At 63.3% G+C, this 21,061-nt stretch carries 22 protein-coding genes and 1 tRNA gene; 16 read left to right on the forward strand and 7 right to left on the reverse strand.

Features of this window, described 5'->3' with window-relative positions; genetic code table 11:
• The first annotated feature begins 11 nt into the window (after positions 1–11).
• The 4 genes from BLT09_RS13585 (at position 12) to glpK (ending at position 4,553) form a co-directional block, all read left to right on the forward strand.
• Complete coding sequence (locus BLT09_RS13585; protein ID WP_413468417.1) at positions 12–890, forward strand: carbohydrate ABC transporter permease; 879 nt, start codon at positions 12–14, stop codon at positions 888–890.
• Between the two features lie 2 nt (positions 891–892).
• Positions 893–1,174 carry a DUF2160 domain-containing protein gene (locus BLT09_RS13590; RefSeq protein WP_023801186.1) on the forward strand — a complete coding sequence of 94 codons (282 nt, stop codon included), beginning with the start codon at positions 893–895 and terminating at the stop codon, positions 1,172–1,174.
• Positions 1,175–1,246: 72 nt separating this feature from the next.
• A complete protein-coding gene (locus BLT09_RS13595) occupies positions 1,247–2,971 on the forward strand; it encodes an ABC transporter substrate-binding protein (protein WP_091593736.1) in 1,725 nt (574 codons plus the stop codon).
• An 88-nt stretch (positions 2,972–3,059) separates the two neighbouring features.
• Positions 3,060–4,553: a glycerol kinase GlpK gene (gene glpK / locus BLT09_RS13600; RefSeq protein WP_091593738.1), complete on the forward strand. Its 1,494-nt coding sequence runs from the start codon at positions 3,060–3,062 to the stop codon at positions 4,551–4,553.
• An 81-nt stretch (positions 4,554–4,634) separates the two neighbouring features.
• On the opposite strand, the gene BLT09_RS13605 is transcribed toward glpK, so the two are convergent.
• Complete coding sequence (locus BLT09_RS13605; RefSeq protein WP_091594029.1) at positions 4,635–5,213, reverse strand: BA14K family protein; 579 nt, start codon at positions 5,211–5,213, stop codon at positions 4,635–4,637.
• A gap of 263 nt (positions 5,214–5,476) precedes the next feature.
• On the opposite strand from BLT09_RS13605, the gene BLT09_RS13610 reads away from it, so the two are divergent.
• Positions 5,477–5,552, forward strand: a tRNA-Lys gene (locus tag BLT09_RS13610).
• A gap of 116 nt (positions 5,553–5,668) precedes the next feature.
• Here BLT09_RS13610 and dprA read toward each other — a convergent pair.
• The 4 genes from dprA to BLT09_RS13630 all read right to left on the reverse strand — a co-directional run bounded on the left by dprA (position 5,669) and on the right by BLT09_RS13630 (position 9,772).
• Positions 5,669–6,793, reverse strand: a complete 1,125-nt coding sequence (dprA, locus tag BLT09_RS13615) for a DNA-processing protein DprA (RefSeq protein WP_091593740.1) — start codon at positions 6,791–6,793, stop codon at positions 5,669–5,671.
• Positions 6,790–7,377 (reverse strand): glycerol-3-phosphate 1-O-acyltransferase PlsY, encoded by a 588-nt coding sequence (gene plsY, locus BLT09_RS13620; protein WP_091593741.1) that lies wholly within the window; start codon positions 7,375–7,377, stop codon positions 6,790–6,792. The genes dprA and plsY overlap by 4 nt, the downstream gene beginning before the upstream one ends.
• A gap of 146 nt (positions 7,378–7,523) precedes the next feature.
• Positions 7,524–8,810 (reverse strand): dihydroorotase, encoded by a 1,287-nt coding sequence (locus BLT09_RS13625; protein WP_091593743.1) that lies wholly within the window; start codon positions 8,808–8,810, stop codon positions 7,524–7,526.
• Positions 8,807–9,772, reverse strand: coding sequence for an aspartate carbamoyltransferase catalytic subunit (locus BLT09_RS13630; protein WP_091593745.1), 966 nt, complete (start codon positions 9,770–9,772; stop codon positions 8,807–8,809). Before BLT09_RS13630 ends, BLT09_RS13625 begins: the two co-directional genes overlap by 4 nt.
• 158 nt (positions 9,773–9,930) lie before the next feature.
• Here BLT09_RS13630 and BLT09_RS13635 point away from each other — a divergent pair, with 158 nt between their 5' ends.
• The 3 genes from BLT09_RS13635 to BLT09_RS13645 all read left to right on the forward strand — a co-directional run bounded on the left by BLT09_RS13635 (position 9,931) and on the right by BLT09_RS13645 (position 12,868).
• Entirely contained in the window at positions 9,931–11,559 is a 1,629-nt protein-coding gene (locus tag BLT09_RS13635; RefSeq protein WP_023801194.1) for a DNA alkylation response protein, read from the forward strand.
• Between the two features lie 156 nt (positions 11,560–11,715).
• On the forward strand, positions 11,716–12,135 hold the full coding sequence (locus BLT09_RS13640; RefSeq protein ID WP_091594031.1) for a UPF0158 family protein: 420 nt from the start codon (positions 11,716–11,718) through the stop codon (positions 12,133–12,135).
• A gap of 391 nt (positions 12,136–12,526) precedes the next feature.
• Positions 12,527–12,868, forward strand: coding sequence for a DUF6105 family protein (locus BLT09_RS13645; protein ID WP_413468414.1), 342 nt, complete (start codon positions 12,527–12,529; stop codon positions 12,866–12,868).
• On the opposite strand, the gene ruvX is transcribed toward BLT09_RS13645, so the two are convergent.
• On the reverse strand, positions 12,835–13,320 hold the full coding sequence (ruvX, locus tag BLT09_RS13650) for a Holliday junction resolvase RuvX (protein ID WP_023801197.1): 486 nt from the start codon (positions 13,318–13,320) through the stop codon (positions 12,835–12,837). The two genes, BLT09_RS13645 and ruvX, sit on opposite strands and share 34 nt — an antisense overlap.
• 100 nt (positions 13,321–13,420) lie before the next feature.
• On the opposite strand from ruvX, the gene BLT09_RS13655 reads away from it, so the two are divergent.
• The 4 genes from BLT09_RS13655 to BLT09_RS13670 all read left to right on the forward strand — a co-directional run bounded on the left by BLT09_RS13655 (position 13,421) and on the right by BLT09_RS13670 (position 16,603).
• Positions 13,421–14,125 (forward strand): metal-dependent hydrolase, encoded by a 705-nt coding sequence (locus tag BLT09_RS13655; protein WP_091594033.1) that lies wholly within the window; start codon positions 13,421–13,423, stop codon positions 14,123–14,125.
• Positions 14,126–14,284: 159 nt separating this feature from the next.
• Complete coding sequence (gene gatC, locus BLT09_RS13660) at positions 14,285–14,572, forward strand: Asp-tRNA(Asn)/Glu-tRNA(Gln) amidotransferase subunit GatC (protein WP_023801200.1); 288 nt, start codon at positions 14,285–14,287, stop codon at positions 14,570–14,572.
• A 7-nt stretch (positions 14,573–14,579) separates the two neighbouring features.
• Positions 14,580–15,038, forward strand: coding sequence for a GNAT family N-acetyltransferase (locus tag BLT09_RS13665; protein ID WP_091593749.1), 459 nt, complete (start codon positions 14,580–14,582; stop codon positions 15,036–15,038).
• Positions 15,038–16,603: an amidase gene (locus tag BLT09_RS13670; protein WP_091593751.1), complete on the forward strand. Its 1,566-nt coding sequence runs from the start codon at positions 15,038–15,040 to the stop codon at positions 16,601–16,603. The genes BLT09_RS13665 and BLT09_RS13670 overlap by 1 nt, the downstream gene beginning before the upstream one ends.
• 35 nt (positions 16,604–16,638) lie before the next feature.
• On the opposite strand, the gene BLT09_RS13675 is transcribed toward BLT09_RS13670, so the two are convergent.
• The gene (locus BLT09_RS13675; protein WP_091593754.1) at positions 16,639–17,394 is read right to left on the reverse strand and encodes a DUF599 domain-containing protein; all 756 of its coding nucleotides are present in this window, start codon (positions 17,392–17,394) and stop codon (positions 16,639–16,641) included.
• Positions 17,395–17,553: 159 nt separating this feature from the next.
• On the opposite strand from BLT09_RS13675, the gene BLT09_RS13680 reads away from it, so the two are divergent.
• The 4 genes from BLT09_RS13680 (at position 17,554) to BLT09_RS13695 (ending at position 21,044) form a co-directional block, all read left to right on the forward strand.
• On the forward strand, positions 17,554–18,957 hold the full coding sequence (locus tag BLT09_RS13680; RefSeq protein WP_091593757.1) for an L-serine ammonia-lyase: 1,404 nt from the start codon (positions 17,554–17,556) through the stop codon (positions 18,955–18,957).
• A gap of 122 nt (positions 18,958–19,079) precedes the next feature.
• Positions 19,080–19,517 carry a DUF1489 family protein gene (locus tag BLT09_RS13685; RefSeq protein WP_091593759.1) on the forward strand — a complete coding sequence of 146 codons (438 nt, stop codon included), beginning with the start codon at positions 19,080–19,082 and terminating at the stop codon, positions 19,515–19,517.
• 97 nt (positions 19,518–19,614) lie between these two features.
• Positions 19,615–20,346: a VWA domain-containing protein gene (locus BLT09_RS13690; protein ID WP_167366427.1), complete on the forward strand. Its 732-nt coding sequence runs from the start codon at positions 19,615–19,617 to the stop codon at positions 20,344–20,346.
• Positions 20,343–21,044: a DnaJ domain-containing protein gene (locus BLT09_RS13695; protein ID WP_091593763.1), complete on the forward strand. Its 702-nt coding sequence runs from the start codon at positions 20,343–20,345 to the stop codon at positions 21,042–21,044. The genes BLT09_RS13690 and BLT09_RS13695 overlap by 4 nt, the downstream gene beginning before the upstream one ends.
• Positions 21,045–21,061 lie beyond the last annotated feature (17 nt).

The raw sequence follows: 21,061 nt of genomic DNA on the forward strand, positions 1-21,061 counted from the left end.
AACGAACGCTGATGCGGCAAACCCCCGCTACAGCGGAAGCGCAGACGGCGAACGCCGCGCTGGCCCGCAAGATGCGGCGGCGCGGCGAGGAGTCGCGGTTCTGGTGGCTGGTGCCGACGATCTACATCATCTTCCTGATGCTGCCGATCTACTGGCTGGTCAATATGAGCTTCAAGACCAACCAGGAGATCCTCGGCGCCTTCTCGCTTTGGCCGAGAAACCCGACGCTTGCCAATTATGCGGTCATTTTCAATGATCCGTCCTGGTACAGGGGCTACATCAACTCGATCATCTATGTGGTTATGAACACGGTGATTTCCGTCGCCGTGGCGCTTCCGGCAGCCTATGCTTTCTCGCGCTACCGTTTTCTCGGCGACAAGCATCTGTTCTTCTGGCTGCTGACCAACCGCATGGCGCCGCCGGCGGTGTTCGCGCTGCCGTTCTTCCAGCTCTATTCGGCTTTCGGCCTGATCGACACGCACATCGCCGTGGCGCTGGCGCACTGCCTGTTCAACGTGCCGCTGGCGGTCTGGATTCTTGAAGGCTTCATGTCGGGCGTGCCGAAGGAAATCGACGAAACCGCCTATATCGACGGCTATTCCTTCCCGCGCTTCTTCCTCAGGATATTCATGCCGCTGATCGCCAGCGGTGTCGGCGTGGCCTGCTTCTTCTGCTTCATGTTCTCGTGGGTGGAGCTGCTGATCGCGCGGACGCTGACCACGACCGCGGCAAAACCGATCGCCGCGATCATGACGCGCACGGTCTCGGCCTCGGGCCTCGACTGGGGTGTGCTCGCTGCAGCCGGCGTGCTCACCATCCTTCCGGGCGCGCTCGTCATCTGGTTCGTGCGAAATTATATCGCCAAGGGCTTTGCCCTGGGGAGGGTTTGATCATGAGCTTCTCCTGGATGGCCTGGACCTGGCCGACCGCCGCCTTCTTCGGCACCATCTTCCTGCTGCTTTGCGGCATGGCGGTCTGGGAATATGCCTCGCCTGGCGGCAATCCGCGCATCGGCGTCTTGCGCTTCGAGACGACGCGGGGCGACCGTCTCTTCCTATCGCTGCTTGGCAGCGCCTTTATCCATCTCGCTTGGCTGGGTCTTGTCGGACCCAACCTGTGGTGGGCTCTCGCTCTCTCCGTGGTCTACGCCATCGGCGTGTTCCGCTACGTATAGAGGGGGAAACTGTTGGAGCATCCCCGGGGGCTGCTCCAGATAGCACTTGGAACTGAACAGTGGAGGAAATACATGCGAAGGCAATTTCTGACGTCAACGACTGCTCTGGTCCTGCTCCTCGGAGCCGGCCAGGCCTATGCCGGAATGGACGAAGCCAAGGCGTTTCTCGACGCCGAGATCAAGGACCTGTCGACGCTCGATCGCGCCGGCCAGGAAGCCGAGATGCAGTGGTTCATCGATGCTGCAAAGCCCTTTGCGGGCATGGACATCAAGGTCGTCTCGGAAACCATCGCGACGCACTCTTATGAATCGGCGACGCTGGCCAAGGCGTTCACCGACATCACCGGCATCAAGATCACCCATGATCTGATCGGCGAAGGCGATGTTGTCGAAAAGCTGCAGACGCAGATGCAGTCGGGCGAAAACATCTACGACGCCTATGTCAACGACTCCGACCTGATCGGCACCCATTGGCGCTACCAGCAGGCACGCAGCCTGACCGACTGGATGGCGAACGAGGGCAAGGACGTCACCAACCCGAACCTCGACCTCGCCGACTTCATCGGCACCAAGTTCACGACGGCTCCGGACGGCGACCTTTACCAGCTGCCCGACCAGCAGTTCGCCAACCTCTACTGGTTCCGCTACGACTGGTTCAACGACGAGAAGAACAAGGCGGACTTCAAGGCGAAGTACGGCTACGACCTCGGTGTTCCTGTCAACTGGTCGGCCTATGAGGACATCGCCGAATTCTTCACCGGCCGCGAGATCGACGGCAAGAAGGTCTACGGCCATATGGACTACGGCAAGAAGGACCCGTCGCTCGGCTGGCGCTTCACCGATGCCTGGCTTTCGATGGCCGGCAATGGTGACAAGGGGCTGCCGAATGGTCTTCCAGTTGACGAATGGGGCATCAAGGTCGACGAGAAGTCGCGGCCCGTCGGTTCCTGCGTGGCTCGCGGCGGTGACACCAACGGTCCGGCGTCGGTCTATGCCATCCAGAAATATCTCGACTGGATGAAGGCTTACGCTCCGGCCGCTGCCCAGGGCATGACCTTCTCGGAATCCGGACCAGTTCCGGCGCAGGGCGAAATTGCCCAGCAGATGTTCATGTACACGGCCTTCACCGCCAACATGGTGGAGGAAGGCCTTCCTGTCGTGAACGAGGACGGTACGCCGAAATGGCGCTTCGCTCCGTCGCCGCATGGCGTGTACTGGAAGGACGGCATGAAGCTCGGCTACCAGGACGTGGGTTCCTGGACGCTGCTCAAGTCGACGCCTGACGACCGCGCCAAGGCAGCCTGGCTCTACGCGCAGTTCGTCACCTCGAAGACAGTCGACGTCAAGAAAGCCCATGTCGGCCTGACGCTGATCCGCGAGAGCACGATCCAGCACAAGAGCTTCACGGACCGCGCCCCGAAGCTCGGCGGCCTGATCGAGTTCTACCGCTCGCCGGCCCGCGTCCAGTGGTCGCCGACGGGTACGAACGTCCCTGACTATCCGAAGCTGGCACAGCTTTGGTGGCAGGCGATCGGCGACGCCTCGTCGGGTGCCAAAACTCCGCAGGAGGCGATGGACTCGCTCTGTGCCGAGCAGGAAGAGGTGCTTGAGCGCCTCGAGCGCGCCGGCGTGCAGGGCGACATCGGACCGAAACTCGCCGAGGAGAAAACCCTCGAGGAGTGGAACGCCGATGCCGTCGCCAAGGGCAATCTCGCGCCGCAGCTGAAGATCGAGCCGGAGAAGGACAAACCGCAGACCATCAACTACGACGAGCTGGTCAAGAGCTGGAGCAACTGAGCATCGGTCCGGGCGTTCGCGCCCGCATCGCACCAATCGGGGGAGGCGGCATCTTGCCGTCTCCCCTGTTTGCGCCGAGGGAGTGAGAATGACTGGCTTTATCCTAGCAATCGACCAGGGGACGACGTCGAGCCGGGCAATCCTGTTCGACGGTGACATGAAGGTCGTAGGCAGCGGCCAGAAGGAATTCACCCAGCATTATCCGGCCTCCGGCTGGGTAGAGCATGATCCGGAGGAAATCTGGTCGAGTGTTTTGGCGACGGCGAAAGCTGCGCTGAAGCGCGCCGGCCGCGATGCATCGGATGTCGCGGCAATCGGCATCACCAACCAGCGCGAGACCGTCGTCATCTGGGACAGGGCGACCGGCAGGCCGATCCATAACGCGATCGTCTGGCAGGACCGCCGCACCGCGCCGCTGTGCCAGAAATTGAAGAAGCAGGGACTGGAGAAGAAGTTCACCAGGAAGACCGGCCTGCTGCTCGATCCCTATTTCTCCGGCACGAAGATCGCCTGGATGCTGGACAAGGTGAAGGGCGCCAGAAAACGCGCCGAGAACGGCGAATTGCTGGCCGGCACCATCGACAGCTTTCTGATCTGGCGGCTGACCGGCGGCAAGGTTCACGCCACCGATGCCACCAACGCCTCGCGCACGCTGGTCTACAACATCGAAAAGAATGCCTGGGACGACGAGCTCCTGGCCATTCTCGGTATACCGGCAAGAATGCTGCCGCAGGTGAAGGATTGCGCCGACGATTATGGAATCACAGAGAAAAGCCTGTTCGGCGCAGAGATAAGGATCCTCGGTGTAGCCGGCGACCAGCACGCGGCGACCATCGGCCAGGCCTGTTTCGAGCCGGGCATGATGAAATCGACCTATGGCACCGGCTGCTTCGCGCTGCTCAACACCGGCAGCGATCTGGTGCGCTCGAAGAACCGCCTGCTGACGACCATTGCCTACAGGCTGAACGGCAAGACCACCTATGCGCTGGAAGGGTCGATCTTCATCGCCGGTGCTGCCGTCCAATGGCTGCGCGACGGCATCAAGGTGATCGGCAAGGCCGAGCAGAGCGGCGTGCTGGCGGCGAGCGCCGACCCGACTCAACAAGTCTACCTGGTGCCGGCTTTCGTCGGGCTTGGCGCGCCGCATTGGGATGCCGAGGCGCGCGGCGCCATTTTTGGGCTGACCCGCAATTCGGGTCCGGCGGAATTTGCCCGTGCGGCGCTCGAATCCGTCGCGTTCCAGACGCGCGACCTGCTCGATGCGATGCGCAAGGACTGGAAGGGCGCGTCAGCGAAGACCGTTCTCAGGGTCGATGGCGGCATGGTGGCGTCGGACTGGACGATGCAGCGGCTGGCCGACCTCCTCGATGCGCCGGTCGACCGTCCGACCATCCTGGAGACGACGGCGCTCGGCGCGGCATGGCTGGCCGGCTCGAAGGCGGGCGTCTGGCCGAAGACAAGGGAATTCGCCAGGAGCTGGGCGCTGGAGCGACGGTTTCGACCGGACATGGATGCATCAGTCCGTTCCGCAAAGCTGGCGGGTTGGCGCCATGCTGTGCGCCGGACACTGAGCCCGCTGTAGATTCGCGCACCGGAAGGATAAAGCCTGCGCCGTTGCCGGCGCAGGCTCTTCAACAAGCTTATTCAACTCTGCCCTGGCTTATCAATAGGGCGAGATGCACTGCCGGCGGGGGCCGTAGTAAGGCTTAAACGTGTTGTCGTAGGCCCGGTAAGATCTGTAGCGACTGTAGCACCACTCCACGTGGGCATCGCCGCGATAGATGCGGCGGCTCTGGTTGTTGATGATTGCGCCGGTGATCAGCGCGCCAGTGGCGAAGGCCGCCAGCGGGAACCAGTAGTCGTTGTAGCGACGATAGCCAGGACGATAATAGCGATAGCCGCGATAGCCGCGATAGTACCTGAAATCGTCACCGGCGAAACGACGAAAATCGCGGCGGGAAAAATCGCGACGGGAAAAATCGCGACGGAACTCACGGCGGAAATCGCGACGGGAGAAATCGCGACGGGAAAAATCGCGACGGAACTCACGGCGGAAATCGCGACGGGAGAAATCGCGGCCGAAACCACGCCTCCACCGTCTGTGTTCGACAGTCTGGACATCCGACGAGACATTCTGGCCTAGCGGCACATAGATGGGCTGGGCGTTGACCGGCACGATCTGCGCTACAGCGAACGACGCTGACAGCACGGTCGCCAGCAAGCCCGACATGATCCTGTTCATGGTCATCTCCTTGAACGCGTCGTCCCTTGTAGCGATAAAAACGGGGATGTTGCGCAATTGTTCCGCAAAAAATAGCAAGCTGCTGATTTGTAATAGGTCTCGGCATTTGTGCGAGACAGCCACTCCGATCTTGTCGAGACGGTTTGCGAGGCGTCAGCAGACCGCGAAAAGTCTGGCTCGCGAGGCCTCTTTTTCCGGTTGACCGTTCGTGACACTCTCCCTATGTTCCGCGCAATTTCGAGGGCGGCATCCTGAGCCCGCGGGAGCGCGTAGCTCAGCCGGTAGAGCAACTGACTTTTAATCAGTAGGTCCAGGGTTCGAATCCCTGCGCGCTCACCATTTTTTCCCTGAAAATCAACAGATTAGCGTTCCTGTTCCCGGTCTAAAGCGAGATGCTTCATGACGCTTGGGTTTTCCAGCGGCGTCGAGCCGGGTTCTCTCAAGAATCGTCTCGATCACACCAGCGAGACATTGCCGCCGGCGTGGCGCTCCAGCCGGCCGGCGAGGTCGAGTTCCAGCAGCACCATGAAAACTTGGGCGGGATGCAGGCCGGTGTGGCGGATGATTTCGTCGATCGCCACCGGCGTTGGGCCGAGCGCTTCGATGACGCGGGCGCGGTCGTCTTCGCCGGGTGGCGGTGTTGCCGAAAAGTCGGGCGGCTCTTCGAGCAGCCGCGTCCTTGGCGCCAGTTTGCCGACCAGCGGCGCGATCGCACCGGTAATGTCCGATGCCTCGGTGACCAGGGTGGCGCCGTCCTTGAGCAAGGCGTTGGCGCCGGCGGCGCGCGGATCGAGCGGCGAGCCGGGGACGGCGAAGACCAGCCGGCCCATCTCGCCGGCAAGCCTGGCGCTGATCAGCGAGCCGGAGCGCAGCGCCGCCTCGACCACGACCAGCCCCAATGCCGCACCGGCGACAAGGCGGTTGCGGCGTGGAAAATCCTGGGCGCGCGGCTGCCAGCCGAACGGCATCTCTGAAATGATGGCACCGCCGCGCTCGGCAATCTCGTTGCACAAAGCGGCATTTTCGGGCGGGTAGGGCAGGTCGAGGCCGCCGGCCAGCACACCGATCGTGCCTGACGCAAGGCTGCCCTGATGTGCCGCCGTGTCGATGCCGCGCGCCAGGCCGGAGACGATGCCAAAACCGTCGCGGCCGAGTTCGGCGGCGAGCGTCCGCGCCATCTTGATGCCGGCCAGCGAGGCGTTGCGGGCGCCGACTATGGCGACCGCCGGCAGCCGGAACACCGCGCCTTCGCCCCTGACCGCGAGCAGCGGCGGCGGATGGTCCATGCTTTTCATCAGCGGCGGATAGTCGGCCTCGCCAATGCCGACGAAGCGGGCGCCGGCGCGCCGTGCGGTCTCCAGTTCCGCCTCGGCCTCGGCCACCGTCGGGATGCGGACGATCTTTCTGGCGCCGCCCGAAACCATCAGCTCGGGCAGCATCTCGAGCGCCGTCTCGGCAGAGCCGAAACGGTTGATCAGGTCGCGAAAGGTGGCCGCACCGACATTCGGCGTGCGGATCAAACGAAGCCAGCTCAACCGCTGCCGGTCGCTGAGCCGCGTCCCGGCGGCGCGCTGGCTCACTCCCTGGCTCCGATCTTGTTCTCGGTGCCGGCCAGCAGCCGGGTAATGTTGGCCCGGTGTTTTATGATGACGATCAGGCTCATCAGCGCGAACAGCCCGGCAATCTCGGGCGTGCTGAGGACATAGAGCGCGATCGGCACGACGATTGCTGCTGTCAGCGCCGCCAGCGAGGAATAGCGGAACAGGAAAGCCATGGCCAGCCAGACGACCGCAAAGATCAGCGCCACCTGCCAGGCAAGAGCGATCAGCACGCCGAGATAGGTAGCGACCCCCTTGCCGCCCTTGAAACCGAGCCAGACCGGGAAGAGATGGCCGAAGAAGGCGCCTAAGCCGGCCCAGAGCCCGAGCTCCGGGGCAAAGTAACCGGCGATCAGCACCGCCGCCGTGCCTTTCAGCGCGTCGAGCAGCAGCGTGGCGGCAGCCAGGCCCTTGTTGCCGGTGCGCAGCACATTGGTGGCGCCGATATTGCCGGAGCCGATGTTGCGGACGTCGCCAAGGCCGGCGGCACGGGTGATCAGGAGGCCGAACGGGATCGAGCCGAGCAGATAGCCGAACACCAGCGCCAAGACGATGCCGTAAGCCATTGTTCCCCCGGATATGCCCTAAAGCGCGTCGCGTTTGACCTGCCTGATGCGACGCGCTTTAGGTTGCTGTTTTATGCATGTCGTTATCGCAAAACCGCTGCGCACCCTCGGGTCAGGCCCGAGGGCATGCTTTTGCGCGACATGCATTAGGCCGAAAACACTGTGCGGCCCGCCACCATCGTTTGCAAGACCTTGCCCTGCAGCCGCGCGCCTTCGAAACAGGTGTTTTTCGAGCGCGAACGGATGCCGCTTTCGCTGACGATCCATGGCTCGTCGAGATCGACCAGCGCAAGGTCGGCGACCGCACCCGGCTTCAGCGTGCCGCCGGCCAGGCCGAACAGTCTTGCCGGCGCAGTGGACAAGGTCTCAACCAACCTGAGCAGCGTCATATCGCCATTGTGGTAGAGCCGCAGCGCCGCGCCGAGCAGCGTTTCCAGTCCGATGGCACCGGCCGCGGCGTCGGCGAAAGGCAGCCGCTTGGTGTCGACGTCCTGCGGGTCGTGCGAGGATACGATGATGTCGATGGTGCCGTCCTTGACCGCCTCGATCATCGCCAGCCGGTCTTCCTCGGCGCGCAACGGCGGCGTCAGCCGGAAGAAGGTGCGGTATTCGCCGACATCGTTCTCGTTGAGCGACAGATTGTGGATCGAGACGCCTGCTGTGACTTTGGCGCCGTCGGCCTTGGCCCTCGTTACCGCGTTTGCCGCCATGGCAGTCGAAATCTTGGCCGCGTGATAGGCGCCGCCAGTCAGCCGCGCCAGCGCAAGGTCGCGCTCCAGCGGAATGGACTCGGCCTCGCGCGGAATGCCGGCAAGGCCGAGCCAGCTGGCATAGAGGCCTTCGTTCATGACACCTGACGAAGCGAGGTCGGCGTCCTGGGTTTCATGCGCGATCACGCCGCCGAAATCGCGCGCATAGGTCAGCGCGCGGCGCATCACCAGCGCGCTTGCTATGGTGTGCCGCCCGTCGGTGAAGGCGATCGCGCCGGCCTCGCGCAGCAGGCCGAATTCGGTCATCTCGCGGCCTTCGAGCCCCTTGGTGATCGCCGCCGCCGGAAAGATGTTGACGATGGCCGTGTCCTTGGCGGTGCGCAGCACGAATTCGACCAGCGCGACATTGTCGATCACCGGGTCGGTATCGGGCATCATGACGATGGAAGTGACGCCGCCGACGGCCGCCGCTACGCTGGCCGAAGCGATGGTTTCGCGGTGTTCGCCGCCCGGTTCGCCGATGAAGACGCGCGCATCGATCAGGCCGGGAATGATTGCCTTGCCGGCACAGTCGATAACGGTAGCATCTTGCGGGGCGCCCTGGTTCAAGGCCGCCTTGCTGGCAGCGACGATCTTGCGGCCCTCGACAATGACAGTGCCGACCTCGTCAATGCCGCGCGACGGATCGACGATGCGGGCCCGGCCGAACACCGTTGTGCTCATGCGCCGCGGCCCTCATGATTGCGGCGGGGATCGAGCAGCGCTTCCATCACCGCCATGCGCACGGCAACACCCATCTCCACCTGTTCCTGGATGACGCTCTGCGGACCGTCGGCGATTTCCGAAGCGATCTCAACGCCGCGGTTCATCGGGCCGGGATGCATGACCAGAGCGCCGTCCTTGGCCGCCTTCAGCTTCTCGGCGTCTAGGCCGAAATAGTGGAAATACTCACGCACCGAAGGCACGAAGGCGCCTTCCATGCGCTCGCGCTGCAGCCGCAGCATCATCACCACATCCGCGTCCTTGAGCCCTTCGGCCATCGAACGGGTGACGATCACGCCCATTTTCTCGATGCCGGCGGGCAAAAGCGTCGACGGCGCCACGACGCGCACCTGCGCGCCGAGCGCATTGAGCAGCATGATGTTGGAACGCGCCACGCGCGAATGCAGGATATCGCCGCAGATCGCCACGATCAGCTTCGACAGCGGGCCCCTGGCGCGACGGATGGTCAGCGCGTCGAGCAGCGCCTGCGTCGGGTGCTCATGGGCGCCGTCGCCGGCATTGATCACCGAGCAGCCGACCTTTTGCGCCAGCAGCGCGGCGGCACCCGCCGACTGGTGGCGGATGATCAGGATGTCGGGATGCATGGCGTTCAGTGTCATCGCCGTGTCGATCAGCGTCTCGCCCTTCTTCACCGAAGAACTGGCCACCGACATGTTCATGACGTCGGCGCCGAGCCGTTTTCCGGCCAGTTCGAACGACGATTGCGTACGGGTCGAAGCTTCGTAGAACAGATTGATCTGGGTGCGGCCACGCAGCGTCGAGGCCTTCTTCTCCGACTGCCGCGAGATCGCGACCGACCGGTCCGCCCTGTCCAGCAAAAGCTCGATGTCGGCGGGGGAAAGATCGCGGATGCCCAGAAGATGGCGGTGGGGATAGAGTGGCAGGGACAAAGCGTCGGTCATCTCAAGGCGCTGCTATAGGGTGGAGGACCTTTGGCTGCAAGCACCAGCTTTGGATTGCGGCCTTTCTCCCCGGTATTTTCGTCGCGCGCGTTGCGCGGCTTGGGCTATATCTAGCTGATGGCTTCGGATTCGTGGCCTTGTGATGATAAGGACAGTGTGTGACCGACGACGTGACGAACCAGCCGCCGCCGCTGGCAGGCGGCAACGCCTGGCGAGGTGATCCGTTGCTGATCCAGCTTGCCGAGCGTTTTTCCGATCCGGTGCGCAAGGATATCGATGGGCTTGGCCGTTTCGTGCTGACGCAGGAGGCGCAGGAATTGGCTCGCCTCGCCAATGTCGAGACGCCGAAGCTCAGGACCCACGACCGCCAGGGCCGGCGCATCGATCTGGTCGAGTTCCATCCAGCCTATCATGCGCTGATGCGCCGGTCGGTGGCGAACGGGCTGCATTCGTCGGTCTGGGAAAATGGCGATGCCGAGATCGGCCGCCGCCATCAGGTGCGGGCCGCCCGTTTCTACCTGACGGCGCAGCTCGAAACCGGGCATCTCTGTCCCATCACCATGACCAGCGCCTCGCTGGCAGCGCTGATGGCAAGCCCAAAACTGTTTCGCGAATGGGCGCCGCGGGTGACGACACGCAAATACGACCAGAGCCAGAAGCCACCGGTCGAAAAGGCCGGGCTAACGCTCGGCATGGGCATGACCGAGAAGCAGGGCGGCACCGACGTCCGCGCCAACGTCACCAGGGCCGAGCGCGCCGGCAGCAGCTTCTATCGGCTGACCGGCCACAAATGGTTCATGTCGGCGCCGATGTCGGATGCGTTCCTGGTGCTTGGACAGGCGCCGGAAGGACTTTCGTGCTTTCTCGTTCCGCGCATTCTCGGCGATGGCTCGGGCAACGGCTTCCGCTTCCAGCGACTGAAGGACAAGCTTGGCAACCGCTCCAACGCCTCGTCCGAAGTCGAGTTCGTCAATGCCATCGGCGAGATGGTCGGCGAGCCCGGGGCAGGCGTCAAGACGATCATGGATATGGTGACGCTGACCCGGCTCGACTGCGCGATCGCCTCGTCGGCGATCATGCGAGCCGGGTTGGCCGAAGCCGTCCACCACACCCGTCACCGCCAGGTGTTTGGAACCAATCTGATCGAGCAGCCGCTGATGCAGCGCGTGCTGGCCGACATGGCGCTCGACGTCGCCGCCGCCACCGCGCTGTCATTCCGACTGGCGCGCTCTTTCGACGAGGCGGCCGGCGACCGCGGCGAGGCGGCTTTTGCGCGCGCCATGACGCCGGTCGTCAAATACTGGGTCTGCAAGATCGCACCGCCGCTGCTCTATGAGGCGATGGAGTGCCTTGGCGGCAATGGCTATGTCGAGGAGGCCCCGCTTGCCCGCTACTATCGCGAAGCTCCGGTCAACGCGATCTGGGAGGGATCCGGCAATGTCATGGCGCTCGACGTGCTGCGCGTGCTGGGGCGTGCACCCGGACTGTTCGAGGAGGTGCTGGCCGGCATCGATCGCGATCTCGGCGCCGGCGGGCGCGGCACCGTCGGTGTGCTCAAGGCAGCCATGCAGGTCGCGGCAACCGACGAGGGCTCGGCGCGTCTGCTTACCGAGCAACTGGCGCTGTCGGCGGCGGCGGCGGAGCTTCGCAGGCTGGGGGCAGGGCGGATCGCCGACGCCTTCGTCGAGACGCGCCTCGCCGGCCAGTGGCGCAACACCTATGGCATGCTCGATTCACGCCATGACGCGCGTATGATCATCGACACGCTCTACCCCCCGGTCACCTGAAGCGACTTCGGCAAGGTTTCTCGTCGTCTGTCGCGCCGCTAGATGATTGCGAGCGCGGCGCAAATAATCTGAGACTGTGGGAACTCCCACGTTCGCGCCCGATTAGATAGGGTTGTTGTATACGGCGACGACAGGCTCATGCGCAGCGAGATGGCAATGGCAGTCAATTTCAGCGAGCTTCTGGATGCGTTCGAATTCGTGAACTCCGGCGGAGCCGGCGAGAATGAGGCCTATCTGTGCATGGAGACAGGCAAGATCTACTGGCATTCGGAATGGGTGGACGATGTCGAAGAACTGCCTGACGACCTCGAGGACAGCGAAAGATACATCGCCATTCCGGACAAGCGCGAACTCGATCTCGGCAAACCGCTGGTGCTGTCCTTCGCGCGCCACCACCTGCCCGACGATTACGACAAGGTTCGGGAGATCTTCAGCCGGGCGGGTGCCTATGCCCTCTTCAAGGATCTTTTGGAGCACAGGGGCGCCGTTGATCGATGGTACGACTTCGAGCAAAAAGCCACGGAAGAAGCGTTGAAGACCTGGTGCGCGGATAACGACATCAAGGTCAGCAGCTGAAGTTGAGGGAGAAGGTAAGAAGGGATCCAGCGCGATGCCGATGAGGGCAAGCGCGGTTCTCCCTTCTCCCCTTGTGGGAGAAGGTGGCCGCGAAGCGGCCGGATGAGGGGTGTTCCAGGGAACGCCCACGCCTCATTTCTTCCAGCACCCCTCATCCGTCTCGGCGCTGCGCGCCGATCCACCTTCTCCCACAAGGGGAGAAGGTAAAAAGGCCTGTGGATGACCGTTAACCTTAACAAATGGTTTCCATTGCAGCGGCAGGCCGCAAAGCCCACTGTCCTGTCTACGGAAGCAGGAACGCTATGCGGCATAAATTGGGCTCCTTGACGGCGAACGCGGCGGCGCACAACTCGGCGCTCTCGCGCATTTCAGGCCCCCTGGACACGAACTTGTGGCTGGACACGAACTTGAGGGATCGCTGATGCGCACCTTGTTCGCGCTATGGGCGACGCCGTTGGCCCTGTTCTGGGGCTGGTTCTTCCTGTCGCTCAACGACATCAATTTCGGCTATGTCCTGCTGAGCCGCCAATTGCATGACCTCGTCTTCCAGCTCTATGGCGAGATGCTTGGCATCGATCCGGCGCTCATTCCCGGCATGGTGGCGAAGGCCTGCATCCTCGACAGCCTGCTGCTGATGGCGTTTTGGGCATTTCGCCGCCGCCGGGTGATCGGTGGCTGGATCAGGATTATGCGCGACCGCTATTTCGACCAGGCGTCGACGCCGAGCGCCTGAAGCCGGTCGAGCGCGCCCTGCAGAATAAAGGCCGCCGCGGCCGAATCGATCTTGCCGGCGCGTTTGCGGCGCGAAAAATCCATCTCGATCAGCGTCCGCTCGGCCGCCACCGTCGACAGCCGCTCGTCCCACAAGACGAAGGGCAGGTCGGTCACACCAGCCATGTTACGGGCGAAGGCGCGGGATTTCTGGGCGCGCGGGCCTTCTGACCCGTCCATGTTGACCGGCAGGCCGAGCACCACGGCCCCGACATTCTCTTTCTGCAGCAAGGCGAGCAGCACTGCGGCATCCAGCGAGAATTTCCTGCGCATGATGACGGGACGCGGGTGGGCGAAGGCAAAGCCCCGGTCGGAAACCGCCACGCCAATCGTCTTGTCGCCAAGGTCGAGCCCGGCCAGCGTCTTGCCGCCGCCGAGCCGCGCCGGCAACTCCTCGATGGTGATGATGCTCAACGGCTTTCCTCGGACTATACGCCGCAATGGACGCTGTGGGACTTTAATTTCACTGCCGGCGTTCTATCCTTTGGCGAAGCAAAAATCGAGGAAGGCATTCATGAAACTGACCTGGTACGGACATTCCGCATTTCGCGTCGAAACCGCCGACGCGAAAATCCTCATCGATCCCTACCTGATCGGTAATCCGTCATGGACGGGCGGCTGGGAAGAGCCGGCGGAAGGGGTCACCCATGTTCTGTTGACCCACGGCCACAGCGACCACATCAGCGGTGCGCTTGAAGTACTTGGGAAAAGCGGCGCCATGCTGGTCGCCAATTTCGAGGTCTGCATGTACCTGGTCGGCAAGGGTGTCAGCGACAAGATCAATCCGGGCAATATCGGCGGCACGATCGATTGCGGCGGCTTCACCACCACCTTCGTCCAGGCGCTGCATTCCTCGTCGTTCCCGGGCGACAAGGGCCAGAACACCTATCTCGGCAACCCCGGCGGGCTCGTGCTGCATTTCCAGGAAGACAAGACGCTCTATCATATGGGCGACACCGACATCTTTTCCGACATGGCGCTGATCAACGAATTGCACGAGCCGAAGATCGGCATCGTGCCGATCGGCGACCGCTTCACCATGGGCGGCGCGGTGGCAGCCCTTGCCTGCCGGCGCTTCTTTCAGTTCGAGACGGTCATTCCCAGTCATTTCGGCACGTTTCCGATCATCGACCAGACCGCCAACAAGTTCGTCGCGGGGTTGGAGGGATCCGGGGTGAAGGTGGCATTGCCGGAGATCGGCGGGACAATCACCCTGTAGACTATGCACCTTGTAGAGCATGCCAAAGGCGCCAGCTGTTCGCTGCGACAGCGTTGCGCTGCCATCGACCTTCTCAGCCGGTTCTCGGCACGATGCATGTTGCGCGGCACGCGCCGCGCCGCTATAGCGCGGACTGGTTTTCCCGAGGCACAAGCAAATATGTCCGTTGATCTGCAGACAGTGAAGCGCGTCGCGCGTCTCGCCCGCATTGCGGTGAGCGAGGCGGATGCCGAGCGCATGACCGGCGAGTTGAACGCCATTCTCGGCTTTGTCGAGCAGTTGAACGAGGTCGAGGTCGCCGGCGTCGAGCCGATGACGTCGGTCATTCCGATGGAGATGAAGAAGCGCCCGGACGTCGTCACCGACGGCAGCAAGGCGGCCGACATCGTCGCCAACGCACCGGCGACCGAAGAGAATTTCTTCCTCGTTCCGAAGGTCGTGGAGTAGCGGGCCGATGGCAATCGAGATCGCCATCGAAACGCCGCTGCAGGACGACGTGCGCGGGCTGGTCAAGGAGCTCAACGACACGCTGCTGGAACTGACGCCGCCGGAGCACTGCTCCCACATGACCGTCGAGCAGATGTCCGACAACGACACGACTGTCTTCATCGCTCGCGACAACGGCCTCGCCATCGGCTGCGGCGCGCTGAAACGCCACGACGGCGCCGTCGGCGAGGTCAAGCGCATGTACACGCGGCCTTCGCATCGCGGGCAGAAGATCGGCGCCGGGATCGTCGAGCGAATCGAGGCGCTGGCGCGCAATGAAGGACTGAAGCGTCTGGTGCTGGAAACCGGCGACCGCCATCCGGCTGCGTGGACCGTCTATGAACGCGCCGGATTTTCGCGCTGCGGCCCGGTGCTGGACTATCCCGATTCCGGGTGGTCGGTGTTTTACGAAAAGAGCCTTGCCTGATGAGCGACCTGACCCACCTGACGATTTCGCAGGCCCGCGCCAAACTGCGCGCCAGGGAAATCACCGCAACCGAGATCACCGAAGCCTATCTCCAGGCGATCGAGCGGGCCAATCCGGCGCTCAATGCCTATGTCGTCGTAACCGATGACAAGGCGCGCGACATGGCCAGGGCCTCGGACGCAAAGCTTGCGAAGGGCGAGGGCGGGTCTCTCGAAGGCATTCCGCTCGGCGTCAAGGACCTGTTCGGCACCGAAGGCATCCACACCCAGGCCTGCAGCCATGTGCTGGACGGCTTCAAGCCGCACTACGAATCGACCGTCACTGCCAATCTGTGGGCCGACGGCGCCGTCATGCTCGGCAAGCTCAACATGGACGAGTTCGCCATGGGCTCGTCCAATGAGAGCTCCTACTACGGCCCTGTCGTCAATCCGTGGCGGCGTTCACGCGTCGACACGATGGTGATGCCGACCACGCATCAGGGCGATGGCGGTTTTGTCTCGGCCGGCGGCACCAGGACCGCGCGCACGCTGGATAACGCCCAACTCGTGCCGGGCGGCTCGTCGGGTGGCTCGGCCTCCGCCGTTTCGGCGTTCCTGTGTGCCGGCGCCACCGCCACCGACACCGGCGGCTCGATCCGCCAGCCCGCCGCCTTCACCGGCACGGTCGGCATCAAGCCGACCTACGGCCGCTGCTCGCGCTGGGGCATCGTCGCCTTCGCTTCGTCGCTCGACCAGGCCGGTCCGATCGCCCGCGACGTGCGTGACGCTGCGATTCTCTTGAAATCCATGGCCTCGGTCGATCCGAAGGACACCACCTCGGTCGACCGCCCGGTGCCGGACTACGAGGCGGCGATCGGCAAGCCGATCAAGGGCATGAAGGTCGGCATCCCCAGGGAATACCGCGTCGACGGCATGCCCGACGAGATCGAGGCGCTATGGCAGAAGGGCATTGCCTGGCTGAAAGATGCCGGCGCCGAGATCGTCGACATTTCGCTTCCGCATACCAGATACGCGCTGCCGGCCTATTACATCGTCGCGCCCGCCGAAGCTTCGTCGAACCTCGCCCGCTATGACGGCGTCCGCTACGGGCTGCGCGTGCCGGGCAAGGACATCGTCGACATGTACGAGAAGACCCGCGCCGCCGGCTTCGGCCGCGAGGTCAAGCGCCGTATCATGATCGGCACCTATGTGCTCTCGGCCGGCTACTACGACGCCTACTATCTGCAGGCGCAGAAGGTGCGCAACCTCATCAAGCGGGATTTCGAAAACGCATTCACTGCCGGCGTCGACGTCATCCTGACGCCGGCGACGCCGTCGGCGGCCTTCGGCATCGCCGACGAGGACATGGCCGCCGACCCGGTCAAGATGTACCTCAACGACATCTTCACGGTGACCGTGAACATGGCCGGACTGCCGGGCATCGCCGTGCCCGCAGGGCTTGACGCCAAGGGCTTGCCGCTCGGCCTGCAGCTCATCGGCCGGCCGTTCGACGAGGAAACCTTGTTCCAGACCGCTCATGTCATCGAACAGGCTGCGGGTACGTTCCAGCCGGAAAAGTGGTGGTAGTGTCGTCTCCCACCTGAAGGGGTGAGGGGCGTCGCCTACCGGCTGTCGGGCCGCATCGATCGGTTTTTTCCCGGACCGGGTGTCGGCTCGGGCGGCTGACCAATCACGGCTTGCCGCGCCGCCGAGAAGAACTGGCGACGCACCAGAACCGCCAGCAACAGCAGCGTCGACAGCACGAATACTTTTGGGTCGACGAACCAGCCGAGATAGCCGATCGAGAAGAACACGCCGCGCATGCCGGAATTGAAATGTTTTCCGGCCAGCATGTTCATGCGCGCCGCCCGCCATACCGCCGTCTCGCTGACCGGGTTGCGTGAAGCCTCGCCGTGCGGGATCGGCACTGCACCGATCAGGATCGAGCAATAGTTGAACAGCCGGTAGGCCCAGCCGAACTTGAAAAAGGAATAGGCAAGGATCAGCACCAATCCGAACACCTTCATCTGAAAGGCGGAGCGGGACGACGTCGCGCCGAGCGGCAGGTCGCTCAGCACCGAAACAACCTGATCGGAGGCGCCGAGCAGGGCAAAACAGCCGCCGATCGCAATCAGCGAACTGGAGGCGAAGAAGGCGGTTCCCTGTTGAAGGCCGGCCATGATGGCGGTGTCGACAATGCGGACCTCGCGTTCGGCCATGTTCCGCATCCAGGCTTGACGCTGGACGTTCATCGCCGTCGTCAGCGACATGCGCCTGACCAGCTTTCCGTCGGAGGCGAGCGTATGCAGCACCCACACGAAAACGAAGAAGGCAAGCGCAACGAGGTCTGCCGTCGACAAATGGAAGGAATCGCCCATGCAACCCTCTTACCACAAGCGGTGGCGGCGCTTCGATGGCGGAACGCAACGATGTCGCTGCCGGAGCAAACAAGGTCGGCAGGTGCAGCGCCGCAATCTTCGAAAGAGCGGAAACATCACAGGAATTCCTATATGTAAATTCCAATAGGAGAGCGACGCGTGTTCCTTTCGGTTTTCGACCTGTTCAAGATCGGCATTGGACCATCGAGTTCGCACACGATGGGACCGATGACGGCTGCGCGGCGTTTTCTCGACGAGGTCGCGGGAGATGACTGGCCACGCCCGGCCGGCGCCAAGGTCGACCGCATCGCCGCCAGCCTGCACGGCTCGCTTGCCTATACCGGCATCGGCCATGGTTCAGATCGCGCCGTCGTGCTAGGGCTTGCCGGCCAGACGCCGCAGACGGTAGACCCCGATCAGGCCGACAGCATCGTCGACCGTATCGCCGCCGAGAAGCGGATTTCGCCGCCCGGCCATCCGTCCTATCGCTTCGACCCGGCCACGGATCTGGTGCTGGATCGCAAGACGCCGCTTTCCGGCCACGCCAACGGCATGGCTTTCTCCGCCTATGATGCCGACGACCGCCTGCTGCTCAAGCGCATCTACTATTCGATCGGCGGCGGCTTCGTGGTTTCCGAAGAAGAACTGCAGCGGATGAAGGCGAAGGGCTCGGTGACGAGCGAAGGCAAGAAGGTTCCATACCCCTTCAAGAATGCTGTCGAGATGCTGTCGATGGCCGCGAAAAGCGGTCTTTCCATCGCCGACATGAAGCGCGTCAACGAAGAGACGCAGATGTCGCGTGAAGAACTCGACGCTGGCCTCGACGGCATCTGGAGCGCCATGAAGAGCTGCATCGAGCGCGGCCTGTCGCAGGACGGCATCATGCCGGGGGGCCTGAAGGTGCGCCGACGCGCGCGACAATTGCATGACAAGCTGCAGGAGCAGTGGCGGCAGAACCGGCCCAATCCGCTGCTCGCCAACGACTGGCTGTCGATCTATGCCATGGCGGTGAACGAGGAGAACGCCGCCGGCGGGCGCGTCGTCACCGCGCCGACCAATGGTGCTGCAGGCACGCTGCCGGCGGTGCTGCGCTACTGGCTGCATTTCCATCCCGAGGCCGACCAGCCAAGCATCCGCGATTTCCTGCTGACCGCAGCAGCGGTCGGCGGCGTCATCAAGACCAACGCTTCGATCTCGGGTGCCGAGGTCGGCTGCCAGGGCGAGGTCGGTTCGGCCTCGGCGATGGCGGCAGCGGGGCTGTGCGCCGTGATGGGCGGCACGCCCGAGCAGGTCGAGAACGCCGCCGAGATCGCGCTTGAGCATCATCTCGGCATGACCTGCGATCCGGTCGGCGGGCTGGTGCAGGTGCCTTGCATCGAGCGCAACGCGCTCGGCGCCGTCAAGGCGGTGACTGCCGCGTCGCTGGCCATCAAGGGCGACGGCGTTCATTTCGTGCCGCTCGATGCCGCGATCGAGACCATGCGCCAGACCGGCCTCGACATGAACGAGAAATACAAGGAAACCAGCCTCGGCGGACTGGCCGTCAATATCGTGGAATGCTGAGCCAAACCTTGCACTGTGGATTGGCGCCGTGGAAAACAGCGGCACTGTGGAGAAAGTCGGCACTGTGGAGAAAGTCGATTGGGCCAGTTGACGCCTTCGCGCGCCGGACTAAACCTTGATCCATGTCCCTCAATCTCATAAAGCTCTGCGTTGGCTGCGACAGCGTCGAAGATCTCGAAGAGTGGATCGCCTTCCGCCTCGACGAACGGCGGCGCGCCGGTGAACCGGTCGAGCACTACCACACCACCCGCATGACGCCGACGCGCGGCGCCGAGGTCACCGATGGCGGTTCCCTCTACTGGGTGATCAAGGGCAACGTGCAGTGCCGCCAGTTGATCACCGAAATCCGTCCTTTCACCGATGACGAGGGTATCGGCCGCTGTCACCTGATCCTCGATCCCGCGGTCGTGCCGACTGAATGGCAGCCGCGCCGCGCCTTTCAAGGCTGGCGCTATTTGAAACCGTCGGACGCACCGGCCGATCTCTCCAAGGGCAAAGCGGGATTGGTCGAAATTCCGCCGAAACTCAGGCGCGAGCTTGCCGATCTCGGCCTTCTCTAGTAAGACCCCAAAATTCAAAGATGCGGTGATCGCCGGCCCTCCAGATAGCCTCATGCTGGGCTTGCAAGCTGTGCGACAACGCCACATCTTGAATGTCATGAGCGACAAGAAGCAGCCCGTGCCCGCAAAGGCCAATCCTGCGCCGGTCGAATCCCAATCGAGCACCGGCGAGATCGACGCGTTTATCCGTCAGGCAAGGACGCTGGCTGCGTCCGCAACCGGTACTGGCAGGCTGATCCTTTCCCTCGACGCGACGATGAGCCGCCAGCCGACCTGGGATCTCGCCTGTGCGCTGCAGGGCGAGATGTTCGACGCCGTCGGCAAGGCCGGGGCGCTCAAGGTCCAATTGGTCTATTTTCGCGGTTTTGGCGAGTGCCGCTCATCCGCATTCGTCACCGATACGAACGCGCTGAAGCAGCTGATGACGCGGATCGAATGCCGCAGCGGCCACACTCAGATCGGCAAGGTGCTCGCCCATGCGGTGAAACAGACGGCGGCGGCCAAGGTTAACGCGCTGGTCTATATCGGCGACGCGATGGAGGAAAATATCGACGATCTGGCGGAAAAGGCCGGCAGCCTCGGCCTGCACGGCGTTCCTGTCTTCGTCTTTCAGGAGGGCCATGATGCCGGCGCGGAAAAGGCGTTCAAGGAAATTGCGCGGCTGTCCAAAGGCGCCTGGTTCCGATTTGATCGGCGGGCCGCCGCAACCTTGGCCAGCCTGCTATCGGCGGTTGCGGTGTTTGCGACGGGCGGGCTGAAGGCTCTGGAGGCCAGGGGCAGGCCGGAAGACCGGCTGATGATCGAGCATCTGCGGAGCGGCAGGAAATGACGGGCGCGACTATCGCATTCGTGGCGTTGCTTTTGGTGCTGCTCGGCGTGGCCATGGTGTTTCTGCGCTCCGACCCCGCGAAACTCGCAAGCTGGATGAGGACGCTTGGGCCTGTCCTACTGGCGCTGATCGGCGTCGCCGCGCTTCTGGTTGGACGCGCAGGCATCGGCGGCTTGATCCTGTCGACGGCGCTCGCCTGGTATGGCTCGATGCGGATGAAGCGGCCGACGGCGAAACTGGAGCCGGGCAAGTATTCGACGGTGCGCACCGCGGCCCTCGAAATGGAGCTTGATCACGATACCGGCAATCTGGAGGGGCTCGTGCTCGCCGGCCGCCATGAAGGCAAGATGCTAGGCACGATGAGCCTTGCGGAATTGCAGCAGCTTTATCGCGAACTCCCCGGCGACCCGGAGAGCCGCCAGCTGCTAGAGACGTATCTTGACGGCAGATTTCCCATCTGGCGCAAAGACGCGGAGGCGAATGGTGGCGACGGGCTGGGTGTTTCGCCAGGTTCGGGCGCCATGACTAAGGAGGAGGCCTACAAGATCCTTGGTCTTGAAGCGGGGGCCGCCGCGGCGGATGTCCGCAAGGCGCACCGCCGCCTGATGCAGCGCCTGCACCCCGATCTCGGCGGCACTTCGTTTCTGGCGGCGCGGATCAACGAAGCCAAGGACGTCTTGCTCTCCAATCACAACTAGTCTCCTTCGACGCAGAA

Source organism: Mesorhizobium muleiense, from assembly GCF_900099905.1.
GTDB classification, from domain to species: Bacteria; Pseudomonadota; Alphaproteobacteria; order Rhizobiales; family Rhizobiaceae; genus Mesorhizobium; species Mesorhizobium muleiense.